The organism is Amycolatopsis australiensis, from assembly GCF_900119165.1.
GTDB lineage: Bacteria > Actinomycetota > Actinomycetes > Mycobacteriales > Pseudonocardiaceae > Amycolatopsis > Amycolatopsis australiensis.
Genome location: NZ_FPJG01000006.1, coordinates 2,071,457 through 2,095,071 on the forward strand (window position 1 = coordinate 2,071,457; position 23,615 = coordinate 2,095,071).

General features: G+C 72.4%; 28 protein-coding genes and 1 tRNA gene. 18 read left to right on the top strand and 11 right to left on the bottom strand.

The features are described 5' to 3' along the window. Positions 1–168: 168 nt before the first annotated feature. Positions 169–241 (bottom strand) — tRNA-Arg (locus BT341_RS11190). Between the two features lie 261 nt (positions 242–502). Here BT341_RS11190 and BT341_RS11195 point away from each other — a divergent pair. The 8 genes from BT341_RS11195 to BT341_RS11230 all read left to right on the top strand — a co-directional run bounded on the left by BT341_RS11195 (position 503) and on the right by BT341_RS11230 (position 7,878). Continuing rightward, the gene (locus BT341_RS11195) at positions 503–1,156 is read left to right on the top strand and encodes a response regulator (protein ID WP_003087851.1); all 654 of its coding nucleotides are present in this window, start codon (positions 503–505) and stop codon (positions 1,154–1,156) included. Continuing rightward, positions 1,157–1,765, top strand: coding sequence for a trimeric intracellular cation channel family protein (locus tag BT341_RS11200; RefSeq protein WP_072476217.1), 609 nt, complete (start codon positions 1,157–1,159; stop codon positions 1,763–1,765). A gap of 67 nt (positions 1,766–1,832) precedes the next feature. Continuing rightward, positions 1,833–2,525 (top strand): response regulator transcription factor, encoded by a 693-nt coding sequence (locus tag BT341_RS11205; RefSeq protein ID WP_072476218.1) that lies wholly within the window; start codon positions 1,833–1,835, stop codon positions 2,523–2,525. Continuing rightward, positions 2,522–3,931, top strand: coding sequence for a sensor histidine kinase (locus tag BT341_RS11210; protein WP_072476219.1), 1,410 nt, complete (start codon positions 2,522–2,524; stop codon positions 3,929–3,931). The genes BT341_RS11205 and BT341_RS11210 overlap by 4 nt, the downstream gene beginning before the upstream one ends. Positions 3,932–3,979: 48 nt before the next feature. Next, on the top strand, positions 3,980–4,402 hold the full coding sequence (locus tag BT341_RS11215) for a hypothetical protein (RefSeq protein ID WP_072476220.1): 423 nt from the start codon (positions 3,980–3,982) through the stop codon (positions 4,400–4,402). Between the two features lie 105 nt (positions 4,403–4,507). After that, a complete protein-coding gene (locus BT341_RS11220) occupies positions 4,508–5,308 on the top strand; it encodes a DeoR/GlpR family DNA-binding transcription regulator (protein ID WP_072476221.1) in 801 nt (266 codons plus the stop codon). Then, complete coding sequence (gene galT, locus BT341_RS11225; protein WP_072476222.1) at positions 5,305–6,387, top strand: galactose-1-phosphate uridylyltransferase; 1,083 nt, start codon at positions 5,305–5,307, stop codon at positions 6,385–6,387. The genes BT341_RS11220 and galT overlap by 4 nt, the downstream gene beginning before the upstream one ends. A gap of 72 nt (positions 6,388–6,459) precedes the next feature. Then, a complete protein-coding gene (locus BT341_RS11230; RefSeq protein ID WP_072476223.1) occupies positions 6,460–7,878 on the top strand; it encodes a trypsin-like peptidase domain-containing protein in 1,419 nt (472 codons plus the stop codon). Positions 7,879–8,017: 139 nt separating this feature from the next. On the opposite strand, the gene BT341_RS11235 is transcribed toward BT341_RS11230, so the two are convergent. From BT341_RS11235 to BT341_RS11255, 5 genes are read right to left on the bottom strand one after another with little or no spacing between them, the layout of a single operon-like run. Continuing rightward, on the bottom strand, positions 8,018–8,563 hold the full coding sequence (locus BT341_RS11235; RefSeq protein ID WP_072476224.1) for a hypothetical protein: 546 nt from the start codon (positions 8,561–8,563) through the stop codon (positions 8,018–8,020). Beyond that, positions 8,560–9,675: a molybdopterin-dependent oxidoreductase gene (locus BT341_RS11240; protein ID WP_072476225.1), complete on the bottom strand. Its 1,116-nt coding sequence runs from the start codon at positions 9,673–9,675 to the stop codon at positions 8,560–8,562. The genes BT341_RS11235 and BT341_RS11240 overlap by 4 nt, the downstream gene beginning before the upstream one ends. Continuing rightward, positions 9,672–10,298 carry a class I SAM-dependent methyltransferase gene (locus BT341_RS11245; RefSeq protein WP_072476226.1) on the bottom strand — a complete coding sequence of 209 codons (627 nt, stop codon included), beginning with the start codon at positions 10,296–10,298 and terminating at the stop codon, positions 9,672–9,674. The genes BT341_RS11240 and BT341_RS11245 overlap by 4 nt, the downstream gene beginning before the upstream one ends. Beyond that, positions 10,298–10,981: a TIGR04282 family arsenosugar biosynthesis glycosyltransferase gene (locus BT341_RS11250; protein ID WP_072476227.1), complete on the bottom strand. Its 684-nt coding sequence runs from the start codon at positions 10,979–10,981 to the stop codon at positions 10,298–10,300. The genes BT341_RS11245 and BT341_RS11250 overlap by 1 nt, the downstream gene beginning before the upstream one ends. Then, positions 10,978–11,622: a glycosyltransferase family 2 protein gene (locus BT341_RS11255; protein ID WP_072476228.1), complete on the bottom strand. Its 645-nt coding sequence runs from the start codon at positions 11,620–11,622 to the stop codon at positions 10,978–10,980. The genes BT341_RS11250 and BT341_RS11255 overlap by 4 nt, the downstream gene beginning before the upstream one ends. Before the next feature lie 159 nt (positions 11,623–11,781). Here BT341_RS11255 and BT341_RS11260 point away from each other — a divergent pair, with 159 nt between their 5' ends. Genes BT341_RS11260 through BT341_RS11270 form a run of 3 tightly spaced genes read left to right on the top strand, consistent with a single transcriptional unit; the run spans position 11,782 to position 14,928 of the window. Next, a complete protein-coding gene (locus tag BT341_RS11260; RefSeq protein WP_072476229.1) occupies positions 11,782–13,170 on the top strand; it encodes a hypothetical protein in 1,389 nt (462 codons plus the stop codon). 10 nt (positions 13,171–13,180) lie between these two features. After that, positions 13,181–13,882 carry a response regulator transcription factor gene (locus BT341_RS11265; protein WP_072476230.1) on the top strand — a complete coding sequence of 234 codons (702 nt, stop codon included), beginning with the start codon at positions 13,181–13,183 and terminating at the stop codon, positions 13,880–13,882. After that, entirely contained in the window at positions 13,879–14,928 is a 1,050-nt protein-coding gene (locus BT341_RS11270) for a sensor histidine kinase (protein ID WP_072476231.1), read from the top strand. The genes BT341_RS11265 and BT341_RS11270 overlap by 4 nt, the downstream gene beginning before the upstream one ends. A 406-nt stretch (positions 14,929–15,334) precedes the next feature. Here BT341_RS11270 and BT341_RS11275 read toward each other — a convergent pair whose 3' ends face one another. Then, positions 15,335–16,396, bottom strand: a complete 1,062-nt coding sequence (locus tag BT341_RS11275) for an NAD-dependent epimerase/dehydratase family protein (RefSeq protein ID WP_072476232.1) — start codon at positions 16,394–16,396, stop codon at positions 15,335–15,337. 122 nt (positions 16,397–16,518) lie between these two features. Between BT341_RS11275 and BT341_RS11280 the strand changes: the two genes are divergently transcribed. The 3 genes from BT341_RS11280 to BT341_RS44190 are packed head-to-tail and all read left to right on the top strand — an operon-like array spanning position 16,519 to position 17,509. Next, a complete protein-coding gene (locus BT341_RS11280; RefSeq protein WP_072476233.1) occupies positions 16,519–17,019 on the top strand; it encodes a MogA/MoaB family molybdenum cofactor biosynthesis protein in 501 nt (166 codons plus the stop codon). Further along, positions 17,016–17,288, top strand: coding sequence for a hypothetical protein (locus BT341_RS11285; protein ID WP_072476234.1), 273 nt, complete (start codon positions 17,016–17,018; stop codon positions 17,286–17,288). The genes BT341_RS11280 and BT341_RS11285 overlap by 4 nt, the downstream gene beginning before the upstream one ends. Positions 17,289–17,335: 47 nt before the next feature. After that, the gene (locus tag BT341_RS44190; protein WP_143168524.1) at positions 17,336–17,509 is read left to right on the top strand and encodes a hypothetical protein; all 174 of its coding nucleotides are present in this window, start codon (positions 17,336–17,338) and stop codon (positions 17,507–17,509) included. Between the two features lie 6 nt (positions 17,510–17,515). Here the strand turns inward: BT341_RS44190 and mscL are convergent, their stop codons facing one another. The 4 genes from mscL to BT341_RS11305 all read right to left on the bottom strand — a co-directional run bounded on the left by mscL (position 17,516) and on the right by BT341_RS11305 (position 19,749). Beyond that, positions 17,516–17,929 carry a large-conductance mechanosensitive channel protein MscL gene (gene mscL / locus BT341_RS11290; RefSeq protein WP_072476235.1) on the bottom strand — a complete coding sequence of 138 codons (414 nt, stop codon included), beginning with the start codon at positions 17,927–17,929 and terminating at the stop codon, positions 17,516–17,518. Between the two features lie 82 nt (positions 17,930–18,011). After that, positions 18,012–18,641, bottom strand: a complete 630-nt coding sequence (locus tag BT341_RS11295) for an SAF domain-containing protein (RefSeq protein WP_072476236.1) — start codon at positions 18,639–18,641, stop codon at positions 18,012–18,014. A 131-nt stretch (positions 18,642–18,772) separates the two neighbouring features. Next, entirely contained in the window at positions 18,773–19,072 is a 300-nt protein-coding gene (locus BT341_RS11300; RefSeq protein WP_072476237.1) for an FmdB family zinc ribbon protein, read from the bottom strand. Between the two features lie 86 nt (positions 19,073–19,158). Next, on the bottom strand, positions 19,159–19,749 hold the full coding sequence (locus tag BT341_RS11305) for a 5-formyltetrahydrofolate cyclo-ligase (protein ID WP_072476238.1): 591 nt from the start codon (positions 19,747–19,749) through the stop codon (positions 19,159–19,161). A 24-nt stretch (positions 19,750–19,773) separates the two neighbouring features. Between BT341_RS11305 and BT341_RS11310 the strand changes: the two genes are divergently transcribed. The 4 genes from BT341_RS11310 (at position 19,774) to sepX (ending at position 23,608) form a co-directional block, all read left to right on the top strand. Further along, positions 19,774–20,679, top strand: a complete 906-nt coding sequence (locus BT341_RS11310) for a UTP--glucose-1-phosphate uridylyltransferase (RefSeq protein ID WP_072476239.1) — start codon at positions 19,774–19,776, stop codon at positions 20,677–20,679. Beyond that, positions 20,676–21,953: a molybdotransferase-like divisome protein Glp gene (gene glp / locus BT341_RS11315; RefSeq protein ID WP_072476240.1), complete on the top strand. Its 1,278-nt coding sequence runs from the start codon at positions 20,676–20,678 to the stop codon at positions 21,951–21,953. Before BT341_RS11310 ends, glp begins: the two co-directional genes overlap by 4 nt. After that, complete coding sequence (locus BT341_RS11320) at positions 21,953–22,621, top strand: GNAT family N-acetyltransferase (RefSeq protein ID WP_072476241.1); 669 nt, start codon at positions 21,953–21,955, stop codon at positions 22,619–22,621. Before glp ends, BT341_RS11320 begins: the two co-directional genes overlap by 1 nt. Before the next feature lie 162 nt (positions 22,622–22,783). Further along, the gene (gene sepX, locus BT341_RS11325; protein WP_072476242.1) at positions 22,784–23,608 is read left to right on the top strand and encodes a divisome protein SepX/GlpR; all 825 of its coding nucleotides are present in this window, start codon (positions 22,784–22,786) and stop codon (positions 23,606–23,608) included. The last annotated feature ends 7 nt before the right edge of the window (positions 23,609–23,615 follow it).

Consider the following 23,615-nt stretch of genomic DNA (forward strand, 5'->3'; position numbering starts at 1 on the left):
GCGCTAACGTGACTACCAGATTCACGTTGACGTGGTCAACGGATCCACATCAGCTGTGCGCTCTTCTCGGCGGTGCCACGTCCTCGCGAACTAAGGCATCGTGATGTGACGAGTAGACGGCGAATGCGAAAGGAGAACCAATATCAGCACGCTTGGCCGGTGTTTCTGTGCCCCCGGCAGGATTCGAACCTGCGACACCCGCTTTAGGAGAGCGGTGCTCTATCCCCTGAGCTACGAGGGCCTGCTGCTGCCAGGCTCAGCTTAGCGGGCCTCACCCACGCCGGGCACCTGGGGCGACCCGACGGTCGTCGTCACCCAGGTGAGTGGTTCTCACGCCCTCCCACATCGCGGATACACCCAGCCGGACCGCGCACCTCACCTGACCTGGACGGACCAGTTGGTCACCTGGTCGTGTCTGGTTTCGAACTGCTGAACAACAGTAGGTAACCTTCGTTAACGGGATGCGGGGAGCCGCCTCCACCGGCTGTTGCGGAGGGCTTCGTTGATCAAGCTCATGTTCGCCGACGACGAGGAACTGGTGCGCTCGGGGCTGCGCGCGATGATGTCCGGGGCTCAGGACATCGAGATCGTGGGCGAGGCTTCCGATGGCAGATCCGCGGTCGAGGTCGCCCGGCGGTACCACCCCGACGTCGCCCTGCTCGACATCAAGATGCGTGCTCCTGACGACGGCATCCGCGCGCTCCGGGCCATCCTCGCCCTGCCCGATCCGCCCACCGTCGCCATGCTGACCACCTTCGACATCGACGAGTACGTCAGCCTCGCGCTCCGGCTCGGCGCCAACGGCTTCCTCCTCAAGGACATCGATCCCGCCGCGCTGCTCAGGGCCGTCCGGGACCTGGCGCGCGGCGGCGCCGTCCTCGATCCCGGCGTGGCCGCGCGGATGGTTCAGTCGCACCGGGACGAGCAACGCGCCGCTCAGCCCGCGCGGAAGCTGCTCGCTTCACTGTCCGAACGCGAACGCGAGGTCGTCGCGCTCATCGGGCAGGGCCTCTCCAACGCCGAGATCGGCGGGCGGCTGCACCTGTCCGAAGCCACCGTGAAGGGGTACGTCTCCGCCGTGCTCTCCAAGATCGGGGCGGCCAACCGGGTGCAGGCCGCGCTGCTGGCCTACCGGGGTGGCCTGCTCGACCAGTAGATGCTGCTCACGGCGCTGGAGTTCGTCGGGCTCGTCGCCTTCGCCGCGTCCGGGGCGCTCGCCGCCGTGCGGGCGCGGCTCGACGTCTTCGGTGTCGTCGTGGTCGGGCTCACCACCGCGCTCGGCGGCGGCGTGATCCGGGACGTCCTGCTCGGCATCCACCCGCCCACGACGCTGCGGAACTGGCCCTACCTCGCCGTCTGCGCGGTGACCGCTCTGGTCGTGTTCGCCTTCCACCCGCAGGTCGCGCGGCTGCGTCGCGGCGTGCTGCTCGCCGACGCCCTCGGGCTCGGCGTCTTCGCCACCGCCGGGACGACGATCGCGCTGAACGCCGGCGCGACCGTCTACGCCGCGTGCCTGATCGGCATGACGACCGGGATCGGCGGCGGCGCCGTGCGCGATCTGCTGCTCCGGGAAATCCCGCTCGTCCTGCGGAAGGAGATCTACGCGGTCGCCGCGCTGGCCGGCTCGGTGCTCGTCGCCGTCGGTCACGCTCTGCGACTGCCCGCCGGGCCGGTCACCGTCGTCGCGGCCGCTGTCGTCGTCGCCGTGCGGATGATCGCGCTCTGGCGGCACTGGAACGCTCCGGTCGCCCGCGCACCGGAGTGAGCGATCTCTTTGTGTGTTCTGTGTGTGTTCTTAGGCGAGTCTCAGCACGCTGAGTAAGACTGACGCCATGCGCATCCTTGTGGTGGACGACGACCGCGCCGTCCGTGAGTCGCTGCGGCGGTCCCTGGAGTTCAACGGCTACCAGGTCCAGCTGGCCAGCGACGGTGCGCAGGCACTGGAAGCGATCATCGCCGACCGGCCGGACGCGATGGTCCTCGACGTCATGATGCCGCGGCTCGACGGCCTCGAGGTCGCCCGGCGCCTGCGCAGCACCGGCGACGACCTGCCGATCCTCGTGCTCACCGCGCGCGACACCGTGTCCGACCGCGTGTCGGGCCTGGACGCCGGCGCCGACGACTACCTGCCGAAGCCGTTCGCGCTGGAAGAGCTGCTCGCCCGGTTGCGGGCGCTGCTGCGCCGCGCCAGCCCGGACGCCCAGAACGGCCAGGCCTCGGAGATCCTGTCCTTCGCGGACCTGACGCTGGACCCCGGGACGCGCGAAGTCCGCCGCGGCGGCCGCGAGATCAGCCTGACCCGGACCGAGTTCGCCCTGCTGGAGCTGTTCCTTTCCTACCCGAAGCACGTCCTCACGCGTGGCCGGATCCTGGAGGAAGTATGGGGTTACGACTTCCCGACGTCGGGCAACGCGCTGGAGGTCTACGTCGGCTACTTGCGCCGCAAGACGGAGGCCGAGGGGGAGCCGAGGCTGATCCACACGGTGCGGGGAGTGGGGTACGTGCTGCGGGAAACCCCGCCGTGACCGAGCCCGGCGACCCCCGCGGCACGCGCTGGGGGACGCGCCGGTTCTCGCTGCGCGGCCGGGTGACGCTGCTCGCCGCCGCCTGTGTCGCCGGCGCCGTCGCGCTGGTGTCGATCGGCGCGTACATGGTCGTGCGCAGCAACCTCTACCAGCAGCTGGACGACGGCCTCATGGCGCGCGCGGAAGCGGCCGTCGCGTCGCCGCAGGTCCAGACCGAGCTGCGGCAGGTGCCCGGTGCCTTCCTGGCCAGCGCCGACCTGCAGATCGGGCAGCTCACGGCCGCGCCCGACGTCCAGCACGCCGTGATGACCTACCCGCTGTCGAGCTCGGCGCCGCCGTTCGGGCCGGACGAGCTGGCCGTCGCGAACGGCGACTCGCCGCAGTCGATGCGGACCGACTTCCGCACCGACAGCCGCGTGGTCGCGCTGCCGTCCGGGCACGGCGAGGCCATCGTGCTCGCGCAGTCGATGGGCCCGACCAAGCGCACGCTGAACGAACTCGCGCTCGTCCTCTTCCTCATCGGGGGCGCGGGCATCCTCGTCGCGGCCGCGGCGGGCACGGCGGTCGCCCGGGCCGGTCTGCGCCCGGTCGACCGGCTGACGTCGGCCGCCGAGCGCGTCGCCAGGACCGGCGACCTGCGGCCGATCCCGGTCAGCGGCGACGACGAGCTCGCGCGCCTCACCCAGACGTTCAACACCATGCTCGGCACGGTCGCGGACTCCCAGGAACGCCAGCGCCAGCTGGTCGCGGACGCCGGCCACGAGCTGCGGACGCCGTTGACGTCGCTGCGCACCAACCTCGAGCTGCTGCTCGCCGCGAGCAAGCCGGGTGCGCCGCCGCTGCCGGACGAGGACCGCGTCGACATCATCGCGGACATCAGCGGCCAGCTCGACGAGCTGACCCAGCTGATCGGCGACCTCGTGGAGCTCGCGCGCCAGGACGAGCCGCGTGAACGCTTCGAGCGCGTCGAGCTGCTGGACGTCGTCGAGCGGGCGCTCGACCGGGCGCGCCGGCGGGCGGGTGAGATCAACTTCGACGTCTCGCTGCAGCCGTGGGTCCTGACCGGCGACAACAGCTCGCTCGAGCGCGCGGTGCTGAACCTGCTCGACAACGCGGTGAAGTTCTCGCCGCCGCACTCGACGGTCTGGGTCCGGCTGTACCCGCTCGGCGACGGCACCGCCGTGGTCGAGGTCGCCGACGCCGGCCCGGGCATCGCCGAAGAGGACCTGCCCAAGGTGTTCGACCGGTTCTACCGCTCGTCGGAAGCCCGGACGCTGCCCGGCTCGGGCTTGGGCTTGGCGATCGTGAAGCACGCGGCCGAGCGCCACGGTGGGGCGGTGTACGCCTCGCGGGCGCCGGAGGGTGGCGCGCTGATGACGATCCGGCTGCCGGGGGCGCCGGGCTAATTCCGGCGTTTCCGAGACGCGGGCGGCGGGGTCGACCAGGATCGGCGCATGTCGCTGGTCCGTCGTTGCCTGGTCGCGGCGGCGAGCGGGCTGCTCGCGACGCTCGCGTTGCGAGCGTTCCCCTTTTCGGCCGTGTGCACCGGCCCGGCGTGCATGATCGTCGGGCTCCTGGTCGTGCCGCTCGTGCTGTTCGGCGCGGCCATGCTCGCCTGGGCGCTACTGGCCTTGGCGCGGGTCCGTCCGGCGTGGCCCGTCGCGCTCGGCGGGCCGCTCGTCGCTCTGGCGCTGTTCACCACCGTGCTCGACATGGCGGAGTGTCCGCTCCCGGTGTTCTGCGCCGTCGTCACCGGCTGCTACGCGCTCGCGGCGCTCGTGACCGCGGACGGACTGCCGCGTGTGTGGCGGGTTGCGCTCGGATCGCCCGTCGTGGTGTTGTTCGCCTGGGGCGTGGTGCTGCCGATCGTGCGGTGACCTGCTCTTTCCAAAACTCCGCCCGTGCTGACCCTGCGGATCCCGTGTTGAATCGTGTAGGATTTTGTGTGGTTGGGACTGGCTCAGCGGGGACGGAGTTGAACGGTGCTGGCGCGTCAGCGGCAGGCGGTGATCCTGGAAGAGGCACGGCGGACCGGCGCGGTCCGGGTCAGTGACCTCGTGGCCAGGCTGGGCGTGTCCGACATGACGGTGCGCCGCGACCTCGACGTCCTCGCCGGGCGCGGGCTCGTCGAGAAGGTGTACGGCGGCGCCACGTCGGTCGTCGGCAAGAGCACCGACGAACCCGGGTTCGAGGCGAAGTCCGTGCGCCAGCGCGCGCAGAAGGAAGCCATCGCGGAGCTGGCCGCGACGCTCGTCCGGCCCGGCACCGCGATCGGCATCTCGGCCGGCACCACCACGTGGACGCTGGCGCGGGCGCTGGACGCCATCCCCGGGCTCACCATCGTGACCAACTCGATCCAGGTCGCCGACGTGCTGCGCGGGTCGACGCAGCCGGACCGCACCGTCGTGCTCACCGGCGGCGTGCGGACGCCGTCGGACGCGCTGGTCGGGCCGGTCGCCGTGCACAGCCTGCGGTCGCTGCACCTCGACGTCGTCTTCCTCGGCGTGCACGGCATGGCCGACGGGCCGGGGTTCACGACGCCGAACCTGACCGAGAGCGAGACCGACCGCGCGCTGGTCGAGGCCGGGCGCAAGCTGGTGGTGCTCGCCGACCACACGAAGTGGGGCACGGTCGGGATCTCCACGATCGCGGACCTCGACGAGGCCGACGTCGTCGTCACCGATGACGGGATTTCCGACGAGGCCAAGGAAATACTCGCCGAAAGGGCAGGGGAACTCATGATCGCCGAGACGGCGGAGACGGTCGAGGCCGAAGAAGCGTGAAACGCACCGTACGACACCTGGCCGACGGCCGCGAGATCATCTACTTCGACCAGCCCGGCGCGCCCGACCGCGTCGCCGAGGACACCCGTGACCTGCCGCCGGTTTCGGCCGCGTCGGAGATCCGGCTGGACCCGCTGACCGGGGAATGGGTGGCCATGGCCGCGCACCGGCAGACGCGGACCTACAAGCCGCCGGCCGACCTCTGCCCGCTGTGCCCCAGCAAGCCCGGCAAGCCGAGCGAGATCCCGGAAAGCGACTACGACGTCGTCGTCTTCGAGAACCGCTTTCCGTCCTTCGCCGAAGACGTCGTCGGCGAGCCGTCCACTGTGGATGGTCTCGGGCTGGTGCCGGTGCGGCCGGGACGCGGCCGCTGCGAGGTCGTCTGCTTCACCAGCGACCACGACGGCGCCTTCTCCCGGCTGAGCCCGAAGCAGGTCCGGGCCGTCGTGGACGCCTGGGCCGACCGCACCGCCGGACTGTCCGAAGTGCCCGGTGTGGAGCAGGTCTTCCCGTTCGAGAACCGCGGCGAGGAGATCGGCGTCACGCTGTCGCACCCGCACGGGCAGATCTACGGCTACCCCTTCGTCACGCCGAAGACCGAGCGGATGCTCGAGGTCGCCCGCGCCTACCAGGCCGAACACGGCCGCCCGGTGCTCGGCGACGTGCTGGCCGCCGAGCAGAAGTCCGGCGCGCGCGTGGTGGCGTCCGGCGAGCACTGGACGGCGTACGTGCCGCCGGCGGCCCGTTGGCCGGTCGAGGTGCACGTCGTGCCGCACCGGCAGGTCCCGGACCTGCCCGCGCTGACCGACGCCGAGCGCGACGACTTCGCCGACGTCTACCTGGACGTCCTGCGCCGCTGCGACGCGCTGTACGACCGGCCGCTGCCCTACATCGCGGCGTGGCACCAGGCGCCGGTCCGCCGCGACCGCGAGCTCGGCTGGCTGCACCTGGAACTGTTCTCGGTGCTGCGCGCCAAGGACAAGCTCAAGTACCTGGCGGGGTCCGAATCGGGCATGGCGGTGTGGGTCAACGACGCGACGCCGGAGCAGATCGCGGAACGGCTCCGCGCGGCGGGCTGATCACGCCATACTCATCTGCGATGCACAGGTTCGGCTCAGGAACCTCTCAGGACCATCGCGCAAGGTGAGGACATGACCGAGAACGACCCCAGCGCGCACGACCCCGCCGCGCCGCGGCAGCCCGAGCAGGCCCCGCAGCAGGCCGCTCAGGGCGGTTGGGCGGGGCACCCGTACGGTGACCAGGCCACGCCCGAGTCCGGCGGCACGCCGCAGTACTCGGCGCCGGAGCCGTCCTACCACGCGGTGACCGGGGCCGATCCGTCCTACGGGCCGCCGAACGCGAACCCCTGGTCCGCCCAGGGCGCGGCGTCGGGCCAGACCCAGCAGAGCGTCTACCCGAACCCGAACCCGTATGCCCAGCCCGGCACGTCCGTCTACGGCGCGCCGCCCGCGCAGCCGAAGCGCACCGGCGGGAAGCTGCTGGCCGGCGTCGCGCTGGTCGCGCTGCTGGTCGGCGGCATCGCGGGCGGGACGGTCGGGTACTTCACCGGTGGCTCGTCCCACGGCCCGGCGACCAACGCGCTCGACGCGCCGAAGCCGGCTCAGCAGACCGGCAACGCGCCTGCCGGCTCGGTCGAGGCGGTCGCGCAGAAGCTGTCGCCGAGCGTCGTCGAGCTGCGGGTGAGCGGGCAGCAGGGGGCCGGCGAAGGCTCCGGGTTCGTGATCAGCACCGACGGCTACATCCTGACGAACAACCACGTCGTCGAGGTCGCCGCGAACGGCGGGCAGATCCAGGCGGTGTTCCAGGACGGCAAGAAGGCCGCCGCCAAGATCGTCGGCCGCGACCCGACGACCGACATCGCGGTGGTCAAGGTCGACGGCGTCGGCAACCTGACCCCGGTGGAGATCGGCCGGTCCGACGACCTGCGCGTCGGCCAGCCGGTGGTCGCCATCGGATCGCCGTTCGAACTGGCCGGCACGGTCACGTCGGGCATCGTCAGCTCGCTGCACCGGCCGGTGCGCGCGGGCGGCGGCAGCGGCGGCCAGGAGACGGTGATGGACGCCGTCCAGACCGACGCGGCGATCAACCCGGGCAACTCGGGCGGTCCGCTGGCCAACATGTCCGGCCAGGTCATCGGCATCAACTCGGCGATCTACAGCCCGCAGTCGGCGGGCGGCCAGGGCCAGGGCGGTTCCGAGAGCGGCAACGTCGGCATCGGGTTCGCCATCCCGATCGACCAGGCCCGCCGCACCGCGGACACGATCATCAAGACGGGCCAGGCGGTGCAGACCTACATCGGCGCCCAGGTCACGGACGCCCCGCAGGGCGGCGCCAAGCTCGGCGCCATCACCCCGGGCAGCCCGGCGGAGAAGGCCGGCCTCAAGCCGGGCGACATCGTGACGAAGATCGACGACCGCAACATCGACACGTCCGACACGCTGGTCGCGGCGATCCGAACCCGCGCCCCGGACGAGAAGGCGACGTTCACCCTCGCCGACGGCCGCACGGTCGAGGTAACCCTCGGCGGCCAGCCCGTCCCGGCGAACTGACGGTATCCAGACGCTCGGCCGCCCTTGGGTGGCCGAGACCAGCAACGGCTCGACCCCCGCATCTCGGGGCCGGACCCACTAGGCCACGCGCGACCAGGCACTCGATGCCGGTCGCGCGTGGCCGCATTTGTGGCGCCGGTCAGGCGCCGGGCGGGTCGGTCGGCGTGCCGGGGGAGTCGGCTCGCGGACCTGCGGGGTCGGTTCGTGCGCCGGGTGGGTCGGGTGGCGTGCCGGGCGGGCCGATTCGCGTGACTGACGGGGCACCACGCGTGAGTCGCGGCACGGCATGGCGGGTTAGGGCTGTCAGGACCACCGCCAGCCAGACGGCCGCCAGCGTCAGGGCCAGGCCCTGCGTCGGGTTGCCGTCGTGCAGGCCGGGCATCGGCGGGGTGCCGTACGGGCGCCAGAGCAGTGGGAACGCCAGGATCAGCAGGACGCCCGTGAGCACCGTGCCCGTCACCACCGGAACTCGCCACGGGTGCGGAAGCAGGCGGCCCAGCAGCATGCCGAACACCGCCGTCAGGGGAACGATCACGCCGTCGTTGGCCAGCGGGCCGCCGACGATCCAGCCGATCGTGCCGAACACGTCCGGACGCAACGGCAGCGCGTACCGGGCGAACAGCACCACGCCCCACGCCAGCGCCGCGAGGCCGGGCAGCGCCAACAGTGCTCGAGCTGTCCTCACAGCGCCTCCAGCTTCGTGACCCACTTCGTCTGCAGCACGCCGGGCCGGTCCGGCGCGATGATCCGGCACGGGAAGCCGTGGTCGAGGTCGAGCACCTGGCCGTTCAGCTCCAGCGCCAGCAGCGTCAGGTCGTCCGCCGTGTGTTCGCCGGGCAGGACGCTGACGCGGTACAGCCCAGCACGCTCCATCGAGGACACCCGGATCGCCGTCCCCGGCGCCGCTCCGACGGCTTTCAGCAGCACGGGCAAGGAAATTCCGCGCCAGGTCGCCGACTGGCTCCAGCCCTCCACGCATGCGATCGGCAAATCGGCCGTCGTCTGCGGTAGTGCGCGCAGCTCGTCGAGCGAGAACGCCGTTGTGCCGTGCGGGGTCACCACCGTGAGCCGCCAGGCCGGTGACCACGTGATGCCCGCGGCCGCCGCCGTCCGGTTCACCGGGAGGCCTTGGGTGCCCTTGCCCGTCTTCCACGCGAGCCCGGACACGCCACGCAGGAAGGGGACCGTCGCGCCGGCCGTGGCGACGACCGCGACGCCCGTCGCCAGCCCGGTGGTCAGCAGGAACCCGCGCCGGGACAGCCTCGCGGCCGGCGGCTCCTCTTCGGCTTCGCGGGTCAGCGCCCGCCGGATGACCGGCAGCTTCACCGCGACGTGGAGCAGGATCGAGCCGATCGCCAGCCACGCGACCGCGTAGTGCACCTGCGGGAAGTAGAAGCCCCACGGGTAGTTCTGCGCGACGTTCAGCAGCCCGGTCGTCAGCTCGAAGAACGCCGCACCCGAGAGCACCAGGATCGACAGCCGCTCCAGCGCGTGCGGCAGCGAGCGGACGAGCGGCCGGCCGAACAGCTTCGGGTAGACGCTCCACAGCTTCGCCAGCAGCAACGGGATCGACGCCACGCCGGAGATCACGTGCAGACCCTGCGTGACGCGGTAGAGCCCGATCGGGCGGCTGGGCCAGGAGAACCACCCTGGTGGGTGCTGGATCAGGTGGCTGATCAGGCCCGTCACGAAGCAGGTCGTGAACGTGACCGCCAACGCCAGCCCGATCTTCGACGTGACCCGCTCGTCGTGCGCCGGCGCCGTGAAACGGTCTTCCCGCGGGATCGGCAGCTTCATGATCGCTCCAGGCGCGCGAACCAGCGGTGCCCCCGCTGAGTGGTCCAGGAGACCCGCAGCCCGGCGCGCACGGCGACGTCGGCGATCGCGTCGACGCCGACCCACGCCCAGGTGAACCAGCCGACGTCGGCGTGGCCCGGCCGCAGCCGGACGCGCTCGTGCCGCAGGCCGTGCCCGGGCGGCTCCAGTTCGACGAGGACGTCACCGTCGACGGCGATCAGCTGAGCCGTCCGCCGTAACAGGGCCACAGGGTTTCCGCCGATGCCGATGTTGCCGTCGGCGAGCAAGGCGTGCCGCCATCGGCCTTCGCCGGGGACGTGGTGAAAGACGTTGCGGTGCAAGGCACTCGCGCCACGGCGGCGCGTCAGCCGGACGGCCGTGCGCGAGCTGTCGACGCCCAGCGCGACGACCCCGCGCCCGGCCAGCGCCGCGGTGAGCCGGCCGGGTCCGCAACCGACGTCGATGGTCGGGCCGGAACAGGCGTCGAGCAGCACCTCGTCGCCGGCGGAGGGCGCGGCCCAGCGCTCGACCGGCAGCTCGATCCGTTCGCCGCCGGCCAGTTCGAGCCAGCACCGGTGGCCGAGCAGGCCGCGGTCGAACTCGTTGCCGAGGAGAGTCGTCATCAGGCGACCGCCCGGCCGTGAACCGCCGCGACGGCGCCGGCGAACCGTCCGCCGGGACACGCCGCCGCCACCGCGCGGGCGTCCGCCATGGTGTCCACATCGGACAGGCGGGCGGCTTCCCACGGCCGCAGCCCGCACCCGGCGAGCGCGCTCAACGTCCGTTGGCCGGTGTCGTCGCGGGACATCGGCACGCCCGCGAGGACCTGCGCGTGCTGCGGTTCGGCGAGACCCAGCGCCCACCAGCCCCCGTCTTCGGCCAGGCCGAGCACCGAGTCGTAGCCGCCGTACACGACCGGCGCGGCGGCGGACGCGAGCGACTCCGGCGTGACCTGCGGCGTGTCCATGCCGATCTGCAGGATCGGCAGGCCCGCGTGCACCGCGGCGGCGTCCGCGTGGGCGTTCGCGAGCCGCGCGCCGAAGTCCCAGCCCCGCTGCGGAATCACGGTGGCACGGCGCAGTGCCAGACCGATTTCGGCGGACCGGCCGGCGTGGCCGAGGTCGCCGGTCATCGCGACGACGGGCGCGGCACCGGGCACCGAGTACACGGCGTCGAGCGTGTCGAGCAGCGCGGCCGCGGCGATCTCCGCCGCCTGGGCCGGTGTCGCCGGCGGGCAGAGCCGCGTCTTGGCGAGCCCCGGCACCGGCGCTTTGGCCACGACCAGCAGCACGAACGTGCCCGTCATCGCGCCAGCACCCGCCCGAAGTCGCGGACCGCGCGCAGCGTGCCCCGCACCGAGCCGGACACCTTCGACTTCGTCCCCTTGGCGCGCGCGCCGTACCGGACGTCGAACTCGCGGACCCGCCATCCCGCGCGCTGAGCCTTGATCAGCAGCTCCAGGGGATAGCCGAACGCCCGGTCGGCGACGCCGAGGCCGAGCAGCGCCCGCCGATTCGCGGCGCGCAGTGGCGCGATGTCCCGCACCGGCAGCCCACGGCCGCGCAGCAGCAACGCCAGCACGACGTTCCCGGCCCGCGCGTGCCACGGCCAGACACCAGGACCCGTCGGCACCCGCCGCCCGACGGCCAGGTCGGCGCCCTGCTCGACGGCGCCCACCAGCCGCGGCAGGTCGCCGAGGTCGAGAGACCCGTCGGCGTCGGCGAAGCACACGATGTCCGCGGTGGCCGCCTCCAGGCCCGTGTGCACGGCCGCGCCGTAGCCGCGTCGCGGTTCGTGGACGACCTTCGCGCCGAGCGCGGCCGCCACTTCCGGCGAGCCGTCCGCCGAGCCGTTGTCGACCACGATCGCGCGGTAGCCAGGAGGCAATCCCGCCAGTACGCCCGGCAGGGCTCCGGCTTCGTCGAGGCAAGGGAGGACGACGTCCACTTCCGAGTAAGTCACGCCGCCGACCGTAAGTCCACCATGGACTGCCGAAAACCCTTGCAGTCCTTACTGAATCATGACGAACCGCGAGTTCTTACCGGGTCGTTACGGCTGTCTCCACGAGCGCGCCGGCCGGTGCCGGCGGACTTAGGGTGGGCGGCGATGAGCGAGCCGAACCCGGCAGCCCGGCTCACCGAGCCGCCTGTCCGCGAACCCGAAGCCCCGGTCACCGGCCGCCGCGCCGACCTCCTCGCCGTCGCGGCGGCCGCGGTGCTCGTGGCCTCCGCCACCGCCGTCGGCCTGTACTACAACCGGCCGGGCTCCGGCGTGGTCATCTTCGTCAACGCACCGCCGTTGTTCGCCGACTGGCTGCCGCACGTGGGCCCGGGCTCGCTGTTCGCCGTGCTGATCGCCGTCGTGGTGGTGCTCCACGGGCCCGCGCTGGCCGCCCGGCTGCCTTGGCGCCGCGCGCTCGCCGCCGGCTACCTGGCCTCGCTCGCCTGGATCTTCTCGCTGGCCATGGTCGACGGCTGGGCCCGCGGGTTCGCCGGACGGCTCACCATCCCGCAGGAGTACCTCCACGAGGTGCCGGGCATCACCGACATCCCGCGGATGCTGCGCGAGTTCTCCTCCCGCATCCTCGACTTCCAGCCGAACTCGTGGACCACGCACGTCTCCGGGCACCCGCCGGGCGCGACGCTCGTCTTCGTCTGGCTGGACCGGATCGGCCTGCACGGCGGTGCGTGGGCGGCGACGGCCGTCGTGCTCGTCGGCGGACTGGTCGCGGTCGCCGTTCCCGCCACGGTCGCCCTGCTCGGGCGGCCTGACGCGGCACGCGCGGTGCTGCCCTTCGCCGTTCTGACGCCCGGTGCGGTGTGGATCGGCGTGTCGGCGGACGGCCTGTTCGCGGGGACGACCGCGACCGGCCTCGCGCTGCTGGCGTTGTCCGTGAAGGGGTTCTCCCGAGGCCGCCGGTACGCCGTCCCGGCCGGGCTGGCGGCCGGCGTGCTGCTCGGGTTCGGGATCTTCCTGTCGTACGGCCTGGTGCTGCTCGGCCTGCTCGCGGTGGCCGTGGCTGTGCTCGGTCGCCAGTGGCGGGCGGCCGCGCTGGCGGTGGCCGCGGCCCTGGTGGTCGTCGGCGTATTCGCCTGGGCCGGCTTCTGGTGGCTCGACGGCTATCACCTGGTCGTGGAGCGCTACTACCAAGGAGTCGCGCTCGTCCGGCCCTACTCGTACTGGGTGTGGGCGGACCTGGCGGCGGTCGTCGTCGCCCTCGGCCCCGCGGTGGTGGCGGCTGTCCGGCGCGGCCTCGCGTCCCCGCGCCGCGTCTGGCTGACGGATCCGGTGCTGCTCCTCGGCGTCGCCGCGCTGCTCACCATCGTGTTCGCCGACGTCTCGGGCCTGTCGAAGGCCGAGACCGAACGGATCTGGCTACCGTTCGGGGTGTGGTTGCTGCCGATGGCGGCCCTGCTGCCGCGGCGCCGGTGGTGGCTCGCCGCGCAGGCGGCTACGGCGCTGGCGGTCAACCACCTGCTGCTGACCGGCTGGTGAGGGAGACGTGATGAACGATCAGGCCGGGCGCGTGCTCGTGGTCGACGACGACGAGACGGTCCGCGACGTCGTCCGCCGCTACCTCGAAGTGGCCGGGTTCACGGTCGACATGGCCGGCGACGGCGCGGAGGGGCTGGCGCGGTTCGCCGCGCACCAGCCGGACCTGGTCGTCCTCGACGTCATGATGCCGGGCGTCAACGGCCTCGAAGTGTGCCGGCGGCTGCGCCAGGTCAGCCAGGTGCCCATCGTCATGCTGACCGCGCTCGGTGAGGAGGAGAACCGGATCGCCGGGCTCCAGCTCGGCGCCGACGACTACGTCACGAAACCCTTCAGCCCCAAGGAACTCGCCCTGCGTGTCGCCTCGGTGCTGCGCCGCGCCCGGATGCCGCGTTCGGAACCGGCCGCCGCCGAGCTGGTGGACGGCGACCTGCGCCTCCAGATGACCGCGCGCACCGCGACCCTCGGCGGCCGCGAACTCCCGTTGACCACACGGGAGTTCGACCTGCTCGCGTTCTTCCTCGCCCATCCCGGTGTCGCCTACTCGCGCGCGGACCTGCTCGAGAAGGTGTGGGGCTGGGACTTCGGCGACCAGTCGACCGTGACCGTCCACGTGCGACGGTTGCGGGAGAAGATCGAGCGTGACCCGGCGAAGCCGACCCGGGTGGCGACCGTGTGGGGTGTCGGCTACCGCTACGACCGGGAGCAGCCGTGATCGGCCCGGGCGAGTCCTTCGCGGAGATGCTGACGCATCTCTGGCACATCCTGCCGTTCGCGCTGCTGTTCTCGTTGCCGGTGGCGGCGCTGGGCGGGGTCGCGCTCTACCTCTTGCGCCGCGGCTCCCTGGCCACCACGCTCACGGTGCTCGTCCTCACCCCGGTGCTCGCCACGCTGGTCGGCGTGCTGGGAGTCAGCGGGTTCATGTTCACCCCCGCGCTGACCACGATGCTGCTGGTCTGCCTGCTCGTCGCCGTGGTCACCGTGCCGGCGGCGATCATCCTTGGCCGGGCCATCGCGCGCCGCAGCGTGTGGGAGCGGGAGGCGCGCGACCGCGAGCGCGCGGCCGAGGCGTCCCGGCGCGAACTGGTCGCCTGGATCAGCCACGACCTGCGCAGCCCGCTTGCCGGCATCCAGGCGATGGCCGAGGCGCTCGCCGACGGCGTGGTGTCCGAACGCGACGAGGTCGCCGACTACGCCCAGCGGATCAGCGGTGAGACCACCCGGCTCTCCGCCATGGTCGGCGACCTGTTCGAGCTCTCGCGCATCACCGCCGGCGCCCTCGAGCTGACGATGTCCGCCGTGCCGCTGCGGGACGTCGTCAGCGACGCCGTCGCGGCCCAGGCCCCGGTGGCCGAGCGGAAGCGCGTGCGGGTGCTCGCCAACGCTTCGACCTGGCCGGTCGTCACCGGCAGCGACCCGGAGCTGGCCCGGATCGTGCGGAACCTGGTCTCCAACGCCATCCGCCACACCCCGCCGGACGGGACGGTCGCGGTGCAGATCGGCGTCGACGGCGACGAGGCGCTCCTCGCCGTCGACGACTCGTGCGGCGGCATCCCGGACGACGAGATCGGCCGGGTCTTCGACGTCGCGTTCCGCGGGACGCAGGCCAGGACGCCGGAGCGGAGCGGGACGACCAGCGGCGGCGGGCTCGGCCTGGCCATCACCAAGGGGCTCGTGGAGGCCCATCGCGGCAAGATCGGCGTTCACAACCACGGGCCGGGTTGCCGGTTCGAGGTGCGCCTGCCGCTCGCGATGTCCTAAGCCGTGTCGGATAACGGACTCGGCTGACGCTGGGATTGTTGCGAGGCGTGCGACCCGGCCGCTGGTGACGTTGGCCGGGCCTGGCCAAGCCTGGGACGCGCCGACCTTCCCGCACGTGATGTAGCACCGGCGGATCCCTCGGGCGTCGCGTGGTCGAGCCCGAGGGCCGGCCTGATGGGCCTCGGGGCGACACAGCGTATTCGTCGCGGGCGACCCTTGGGCGTCCGCGCGGCTGCGGCATCATCGCGATGATCGCCGAACCTGCCGGTCAGGTCGGGCACCGCGCACGCCGCGGGTTCCGTCGCGGGCCTCCACCGGCCTTCGCAGCGACAAGCTCGCCAACGTCTGCCGATCAGCTGTTGTCCCGCATGCCAGCTTGCCTGGACCAGGACGTCGTCGGACACCCTCACTGGCCGACAGGGGCGCGCAGTTCCGCCGTCGCGAAGTCGGCGATGCCTTCCGCGAAACCGACCTTCGCGGTGAAGCCGAGCAGTTCCCGGGCACGCGTCGGGTCGGCGACGACGTGGCGGACGTCGGCCGGGCGGGCGCCGCCGGCCACCTTCGGCGCCGGGCCGGCGCAGGCGCGCGCCAGCTCCTGGGCCAGCTCGCCCACCGTGCGTGGCGTGCCGGAACAGACGTTCACCGGGGTGATGTCGCCCGCCGGGCCGGCCGTCCTGAGTGCCAGGACGTTCGCCCTCGCGACGTCGCGGACGTGAACGAAGTCGCGCTGCTGGCGGCCGTCCTCCAGCACGAGCGGTGCCTCGCCGCGGACCAGTGCCGAGCGGAACAGCGACGCCACCCCCGCGTACGGGGTATTCTGCGGCATGCGCGGGCCGTAGACGTTGTGGTAGCGCAGCGCCCACACGGTGCCGCCCGTCTGCCTGGCCCATGCGCCGGCTAGGTGCTCTTGCGCGAGTTTCGTCGCCGCGTATGTGCTGCGGGGGTTCAACGGTGCGTCTTCGGGCACCAGGCGCCAGTCCAGCTCGGTGCCGCAGGCCGGGCAGCGCGGCTCGTAGCGGCCGGCGTCCACATCGGACGCGCGACGCGGGGACGGCGCGACCACGCCGTGGCCTGGGCACGCGTACCGGCCTTCGCCGTAGACCACCATGGACGACGCCAGCACCAGCTTGCGCACGCCGGCCGCGTGCATCCCGGCGAGCAGCACCGCCGTGCCGTAGTCGTTGTGCAGGGCGTACGACGGCGCGTCCGACGGGTCGACGCCGTGCCCGACCACCGCCGCCTGGTGGCAGACCGCGTCGACGCCGTCGAGCAGCTCCGCGACGATCTCGGCGTCCGTGACGTCGCCGCGCAGGAACCGGTGCCTGCCGGTGTACGGCGGCGGAGTGCGGGGGCCGTGGGCCGTCGGCAGGAGGTTGTCGAGCACCACGACGTCGTCCCCGTCGTCGGCCAGGAGGTCGGCGACGTGGGACCCGATGAACCCGGCTCCGCCGGTGACCAATACGCGCACACGGCCACGCTAGGGGCCTCCGACCGGCTCCGCGGCGGCCCGCGGCGTCACGTCACGGAATCGTCAGAACTCACCCGGCACCTCCCGGCGCCGGATGGCCGAAACCGACTACGGTGGGCGCCATGGAACGGAGTGCACAACGGCTGGGCCGGGCCCTCGTGGTCATCGTGGACGATCGCGTGGCGCACGGCGAGCACGAGGACACCAGCGGGCCGCTGGTCACGGAGCTGCTCGAAGAAGCGGGCTTCATCGTCGACGGTGTCGTGGTCGTCGAGGCCGAGACCGCGGGTATCCGCAACGCGCTCAACACCGCCGTGATCGGCGGCGCCGACCTGGTGATCACCGTCGGCGGCACCGGGGTGCTGCCGCGTGACCGCACGCCGGACGCCACGGCGGGTGTGCTCGACCGCCCGATCCCGGGCATCAGCGAGGCCATCCGCGCTTCGGGGCTGGCCGCCGGTGCCGTGGACGCCGGGATCTCGCGCGGGCTGGCCGGGGTGTCCGGCAGCACGCTCGTGGTCAACCTCGCCGGATCGCGGTCCGCGGTGCGGGACGGCATGGCGACGCTGACCTCACTCGTGCCCCACGTGATCGACGAGCTTTCGGGCCTCGAAGAGGTGTGACCGGGCCGGGGCTCGACGAGATCGAGGCGTGGTTCGACGCTGTCCTCTCCGGACGGGTCACCCGGGACGAGGCCGATCGCTGGGCCATGCGCTGGCTCCGCGACGACTCCGCCGGCCTCGTCGAGCTCGACGCCGAGCAGCTCTGGGCGCTCGACCTGCTCGGCGGTATCGACCTCCCGGACGGATCGGGCGCGGGTTTCCTCCACAGCGAGGAGCAGGTCCGCGAGTGGCGGGACGAGGTGCGGGTACGCCGTCGGCAATCCGCCTGAGCTTCGCTCTGGAGTTGTCAAAGAACGCAGCGTGGGACACTGGGGTCATGCCGGGTGAACAGCGGAAACCCCAGACCAGCAGCGAGCGGCGCCGCCGGGTCGACGAGATCTTCGGAGACGTCCTGCCCGAGACCACCTCCGACGAGCGCGACCCCGACCGGCGGACCGGGCTCCCGGACGACTGGTACCGGGAGAACCGGCCACCGCACCACGATCGCTGAGCGGCCTCAGTCCCGGCCGTTGTCGCGCTGGGCCTGGGCGCGCAGCAGGTCGCGGATCTCGATGAGCAGCTCGACGTCGGTCGGCTCGGACGGGCCCGGCTCCTGGCCGCGCTTGCGCCGCTCCTGCAGCTTCTTCACCGGCATCACGATCACGAAGTAGACCACCGCCGCGACCAGCACGAAGTTGATCGCCGCGTTGATCACGCCGCCGAAGTCCAGGAACGTCGACGGGTTGCTTGGGAAGATCTTGAACCCGAGGCCCTGTGCGGCCTCCGTGCCGCCGATCGCGTTGATCAGCGGCTTGATCAGGCCGTTCGTGAACGCCGTGACGACCGCCGTGAACGCCGCGCCGATGACGACCGCGACCGACAGGTCGACGACGTTGCCGCGCATCAGGAAGTCCTTGAAGCCCTTGAGCACTGCTACTCCTCATGAACGGGGACGGTGCTCCACCGCCCCGAGCCTTCCGGGGGACGCCGCGGCCCGTCTCGGCGGGCGTGGGCTAGCGGAGAGTAACCGTTACCGGACGCTCCAGTGAAATCGCCGCCACCCTCGTCGCGATCGCCTCCGGAAGCCGCAGCAGCACCAGCCGCCCCTTCGCCGCGGACGGCTCCTGATGCCCCACGGTCACCACCGTCGCCCCACTGGCCAGCACGGAAGCAAGCACGCCCGGCTCCGGCGCCGCCACGACGTCGACGTGGCGGCCCGGCTCCAGCAGCTCGGCGACGGCCGCGTCGGCCAGCCGGACCGGCACGGTCGCCGTCCCTGGATCACCCGAGGCGGGGATGGCCGTGGCCAGCCGGACGTCGGTCAGGGGCTCGCCGGCACGGACAGCGCCCGCCAGCAGGCGCCCTTCGACGGCGTCAGGAGAACTCAGCACGCCCGCTGGACGGGCATCGTCGGGGAGATCGGCCAGCCGGACGTCGGACGCTCGCAGCGCTGCGCCCGAAGGCAGGTCGTGCGCGGCCACGACGGTCGGGGTCGCCGGCGCGCCTCGCGCGGAGCCGGGGTGCGCGAGCAGCAGCGCGGCGGCGAGCAGCAGGCCGGCGGCGAGCCAGCGGCGGATCAGCCGCGTCCGCCGGCCCCGCAGCCGGGCCAGGTCAGGAGAGTGAAGCTTCGCCAGGACGTCCACAGTGCCCCCTCGGTCGGATCGGGTGCGGCGCTGTGCCGCACAAGATCGACGTTAGGGAAGCCGGACGGGCCGCCGGAAGGGCCGCGTCCGGCATCTGTGGACAACTGGGGTGTTGTGGACAACTCCGGGGGTCAGGAGGCCGCGGCGGCCGTCTTCGTCGTACCCGAGGAGGAGGATGCCGAGCTCGTGTCGGACTTGGACTCCGACTTGGTCTCGGTCTTGGCCGGCGTCGCGGCGGTGCTCGACTTGCTCGAGTCGCGCGAGTCGGTCCGGTAGAACCCGCTGCCCTTGAAGACCACGCCGACCGAGCTGAAGACCTTGCGCAGCGCGCCGGAGCACTGCGGGCAGACGGTCAGGCTGGGGTCCGAGAACGACTGCACGGCTTCGAACCGGTGGTCGCATTCTTTGCAGGCGTACTGGTACGTAGGCACTGACGGCTCCTTTGCTGGCACTCATCCGACCAGAGTGCTAACCCGATTGTGCGGGAAAACATTCCCCGAAAGCAATTCCAGGTTGCTCACATCGGCAGCTCGAGGACGCCGCGGCCCGGGGTCAGGACCCCGGTCATGCGCACGTCGTGAGGCTCGCCCGGCAGCCGTTCGACCAGCTCATCGTCCCGGACGACGGCCAGCAGCGCCGCGCCGGCCGCGGCGAACACCAGCGAGCGGTCGTAGTGGCCGGCGCCCCGGCCGAGCCGGACGCCCCTGTAGTCGACGGCCAGCGCGGGGACCAGGACCAGCTCGGCCATCCCGACGGCAGTCACGCCGAGGCGTTCCCCGCCGGGCTCCCGGATGCCCCGGAACCGGCTGGGCACGAGGTCGGCCTCGCCCGTGTACTCGGCCCAGTCGAGCGGGCCCGGCACCGGCTGGATGACGGGCAGCAGCACCCGCGCGCCGCCCGCCGCCAGCGCGTCGACGAGCGCGGTCGTGCCCGGTTCGGTGCCGAAGGGCAGGTAGGCGCAGACCGTGCGGGCTGTGACCTTCGACACCGCGCCGACCAGCGCGGATGCCTCGCGGGCGTGCGATTCGGCTGTCTGTTCCGCCCTCGCGCGCTCGAGCCGGTCACGCCACTCCGCCTTGCTCAGGTGCTCATTGCCCAGCGCGTGCATGACCTCACGTTAGGCTTTGCGCCCATGACGGGCGCCGCAACCACCCAGACGTTCAGAACCGCCATCGTCCCGGCCGCCGGCCTCGGGACTCGCTTCCTCCCGGCGACGAAAGCCGTGCCCAAGGAACTGCTGCCGGTGGTCGACACACCGGGCATCGAGATCGTCGCGGCCGAAGCGGCCGCCGCCGGCGCCGAACGCCTGGTCATCGTGACCTCCCCGGGCAAGGACGCCGTGGTCAAGTACTTCGAGCAGCAGCCCGAGCTGGAGCGGAACCTCGAGGCCAAGGGCAAGACCGAGCTGCTGGAGAAGGTGCGCCGCGGGTCCGGTCTGCTCGCCGTCGAGACCGCAGTCCAGGAGCAGGCGCTCGGCCTCGGCCACGCCGTCGCGCAGGCCGAGCCGAACCTGAAGCCGGACGACGAAGCGGTCGCGGTGCTCCTGCCGGACGACCTGGTGCTGCCCACCGGCGTCCTCGAAAAGATGAGCGCCGTCCGCGCCCAGTTCGGCGGCAGCGTGCTCTGCGCGTTCGACATCCCGAAGGCCGAGATCTCGCCGTACGGGGTCTTCGACGTCACCGACACCGACGACGAAGACGTCAAGCGCGTGCACGGCATGGTCGAGAAGCCGAAGCCGGAGGACGCGCCGTCGACCTACGCGGCGGCCGGACGGTACTTGCTCGACCGGGCGATCTTCGACGCGCTGAAGCGGATCACGCCGGGCAGCGGCGGCGAGCTGCAGCTGACCGACGCGGTCGCGCTGCTGATCAGCGAAGGTCACCCCGTGCACGTCGTCGTGCACCGCGGCGGACGCCACGACCTGGGGAATCCGGGTGGTTTCCTGCGTGCCGCGGTCGATTTCGCGCTTGAAACGCCCGAGTACGGTCCATCTTTACGGGCGTGGTTGACGGAACGGATCGGGACAGCACGCCCATGACGGAATCCCTCGACGCGGCACGGCCCGAGCTGGCCGAGGGCGAGACCGAGTTCCGCTCGGTCGACGCGCAGATCGCGATGACGCTGGACGCCGCCGTCCGGCCCCAGCCGGTGCGGGTGGCGATCTCGGAAGCCCAGGGCCTGCTCTGCGCCGAGGAGGTGGTCGCCGAGCACGCCCTGCCCGGCTTCGACCAGGCCGCGGTCGACGGGTACGCGGTGCGCAGCGTCGACGTGCGCACCGCCGGGCAGGAGCCGGTGCAGCTGCCGGTCGTCGGTGAGATCGCGGCGGGCTCGCGCCAGCCGCGGCGGCTCCAGCCCGGCCAGGCGGTGCGCGTCGACACCGGGGCGCCGCTGCCGACGCTCGCCGACGCGGTCGTGCCGCTCGCCTACACCGACGGGCACCAGGCCCGGGTCACCGTGCACCGCTCGGTGCCCTCGGCCGGGTACGTGCGGCGGACCGGCGAGGACGTCCAGATCGGCGACGTCGCGGTGCGCCGTGGCGACACGATCGGGTCGGCTCAGGTCGGCCTGCTGGCCGCGGTCGGCCGGGCCAAGGTCCTGGTCTACCCGCGGCCGCGGGTCTCGATCGTGTCGGTCGGCGACGAGCTGGTCGACATCGATCGGACGCCGTCGGTCGGGCAGGTCTACGACGTCAACTCGTACGCGCTGGCCGCGGCCGCCCGGGACGCGGGCGCCGAGGTCAGCCGGGTCGGCATCGTGCCGAGCGAGCCGAAGCGGCTGCGGGAGATCGTCGAGGGCCGGCTGCTGATGTCGGAGATCGTCGTGGTCGCGGGCGGCGCCGGGGGCGCCACCGGCGAGGAAGTCCACGCCGCGCTCTCCGACCTCGGCCGGATCGACATGACCCGCGTCGCGATGCACCCCGGCTCGGTGCAGGGGTTCGGCAGGCTCGGCCCCGACTCCGTGCCGACGTTCCTCATCCCCGGCAACCCGATGAGCGCGCTGGTCGTGTTCGAGGTGCTGGTCCGGCCGCTGATCCGGGCGGCGCGCGGAACGCGCAACCCACACCGGCGGATCGTCGGGGCGCGGCTGCTCTCGCCGATCACGTCGACCGAGGGCCGCCGCGGGTTCCTCCGCGGCCAGCTGCTGCGCGACGAGGCCAACGGCGAGTACCTGGTCCAGCCGCTCGGCCAGTCCGGGGCGCACCTGCTGGCGTCGCTGGCCGAGGCGAACTGCCTGATCAACGTGCCGGAGGAACTGACCGACGTCCCCGCGGGCGAGCAGGTCCAGGTCACCTTCCTGGCGCAACGGGCCTGATGAACTCCGTGTCCGGCGTGTCCTACCCGGTCGAGAGCCGGCACCCGGGCTGGCCCGCCCGGCTCGGCCCGCTGCGGGTGCCCGCCGGCGTGGTCGCGATCCGGCCGGTGCGGCTGCGGGACGCCGGCGAGTGGAGCCGGATCCGGCTCCGGGACCGGGCGCACCTCGAGCAGTGGGAGCCCACCGGCGTCGGCCCGTGGCCGGAACGCAACGCTTTCTGGTCGTGGCCGTCGCAGTGGGCGGCGTTACGTTCGCTGGCTCGGCGTGGTCAGTGCCTGCCGTTTACGATCACTCTCGAAGGACGGCTCGCCGGTCAGATCACTGTGGGTAACGTCATCCGGGCGTCGCTGCGGTCGGCCTGGATCGGCTACTGGGTCTCTTCGGAGGTGGTCCGCGGCGGGGTCGCGACGGCCGCCGTCGCGCTCGTCACCGACCACGCCTTCGGCCCGGCCTGCCTGCACCGGCTGGAGGCCACCGTACGGCCGGAAAACGTCGCCAGCCTGCGGGTTCTCACGAAGGCTGGCTACCGGCAGGAAGGCCTGTTCCAGCGATATCTCGACGTTGCCGGAGCCTGGCGCGACCACTACTGCTTCGCCATCACGCGCGAGGAAACCGGGCCCGGCCTGGTGTCCCGGCTGGTCGCGTCGGGGCGTGCCGACTACGCCTGATCGTGATTACCCACCCGGGTCCGTGAGCGCGTTACCACATGCTGTGAGATTCACCTAATCCGGTGACCCATTTCCGTGATCGAACCCGGCGAGCCTCCGCCCGATCTGTTACTCCTGTGACTAGCGTGATTTCAGGTGAAGGATCGGGGGAGGTGACGGGAGATGCCCAGCTCCGTGATCATCGTCGCGCTCGCCGCGGCATGGCTCGTCGTTCTCGTGCCCATGGTCGCGCGCAAGCGGCAGCAGGTGGCCCGGACGGCCGACTCCGCGTTGGCGGCCAGGGTCGTACGCAGTGGACGCAACGAAGACCGGGAGGAATTCGCCATGTCCGACGAGCCCGAGAAGAAGTCCCGGCCCTCGGTCGAGGACGACCTCGCGGAGCTGGAGGCCGAACTCGAACTCGACGACGACCTCGACGAACCGGAGCCCGAGCCGGAGCCGCTCCCGCAGCCGAAGCGCGCGGCGCGTCCCGAACGCGACCGGCCCGGCTACCGCCCCGGCCGCGGCGGCTTCGACCCCGAAGCGGCGGAGATCGCGGCGCGCGCGAAGTACAGCTTCCGGCAGCGGGTCGTCGTCATCCTGCTGGTGATCGTGGTGGTCACCGCGGCCGTCGCGGGCTTCCTCGTCCCGCTCGTCTGGTGGGGCCACGGCGCGGTCGACGTCGTGCTCGTCGGGTACCTGGGGTACCTGCGCCGCCAGGTGCGCATCGAGGAGGAGATCCGGCAGCGCCGGCTCGCGCGGTTCAACAGCTCCCGCGCGCCGCGGCGTTCGGGCTCGCTGCCTGCGGACCCGGATCCGGTGGAGGAACACGTCGAGGCGGTGGAGGTGGTCGAGCCGGTCCGCCGCGAGGTCGTGGAGCGCCGCCCGTCCCCGACATCCCGCGTCCGCCGCAGCGCGGTGGTCGTCGACCTGGACGACGAGGACCCGGCGTTCGAGGAACTCGACGAGCCCGGGACCGGGCCTTACCGCCGGGCCGTCGGAGAGTGACCCCCCG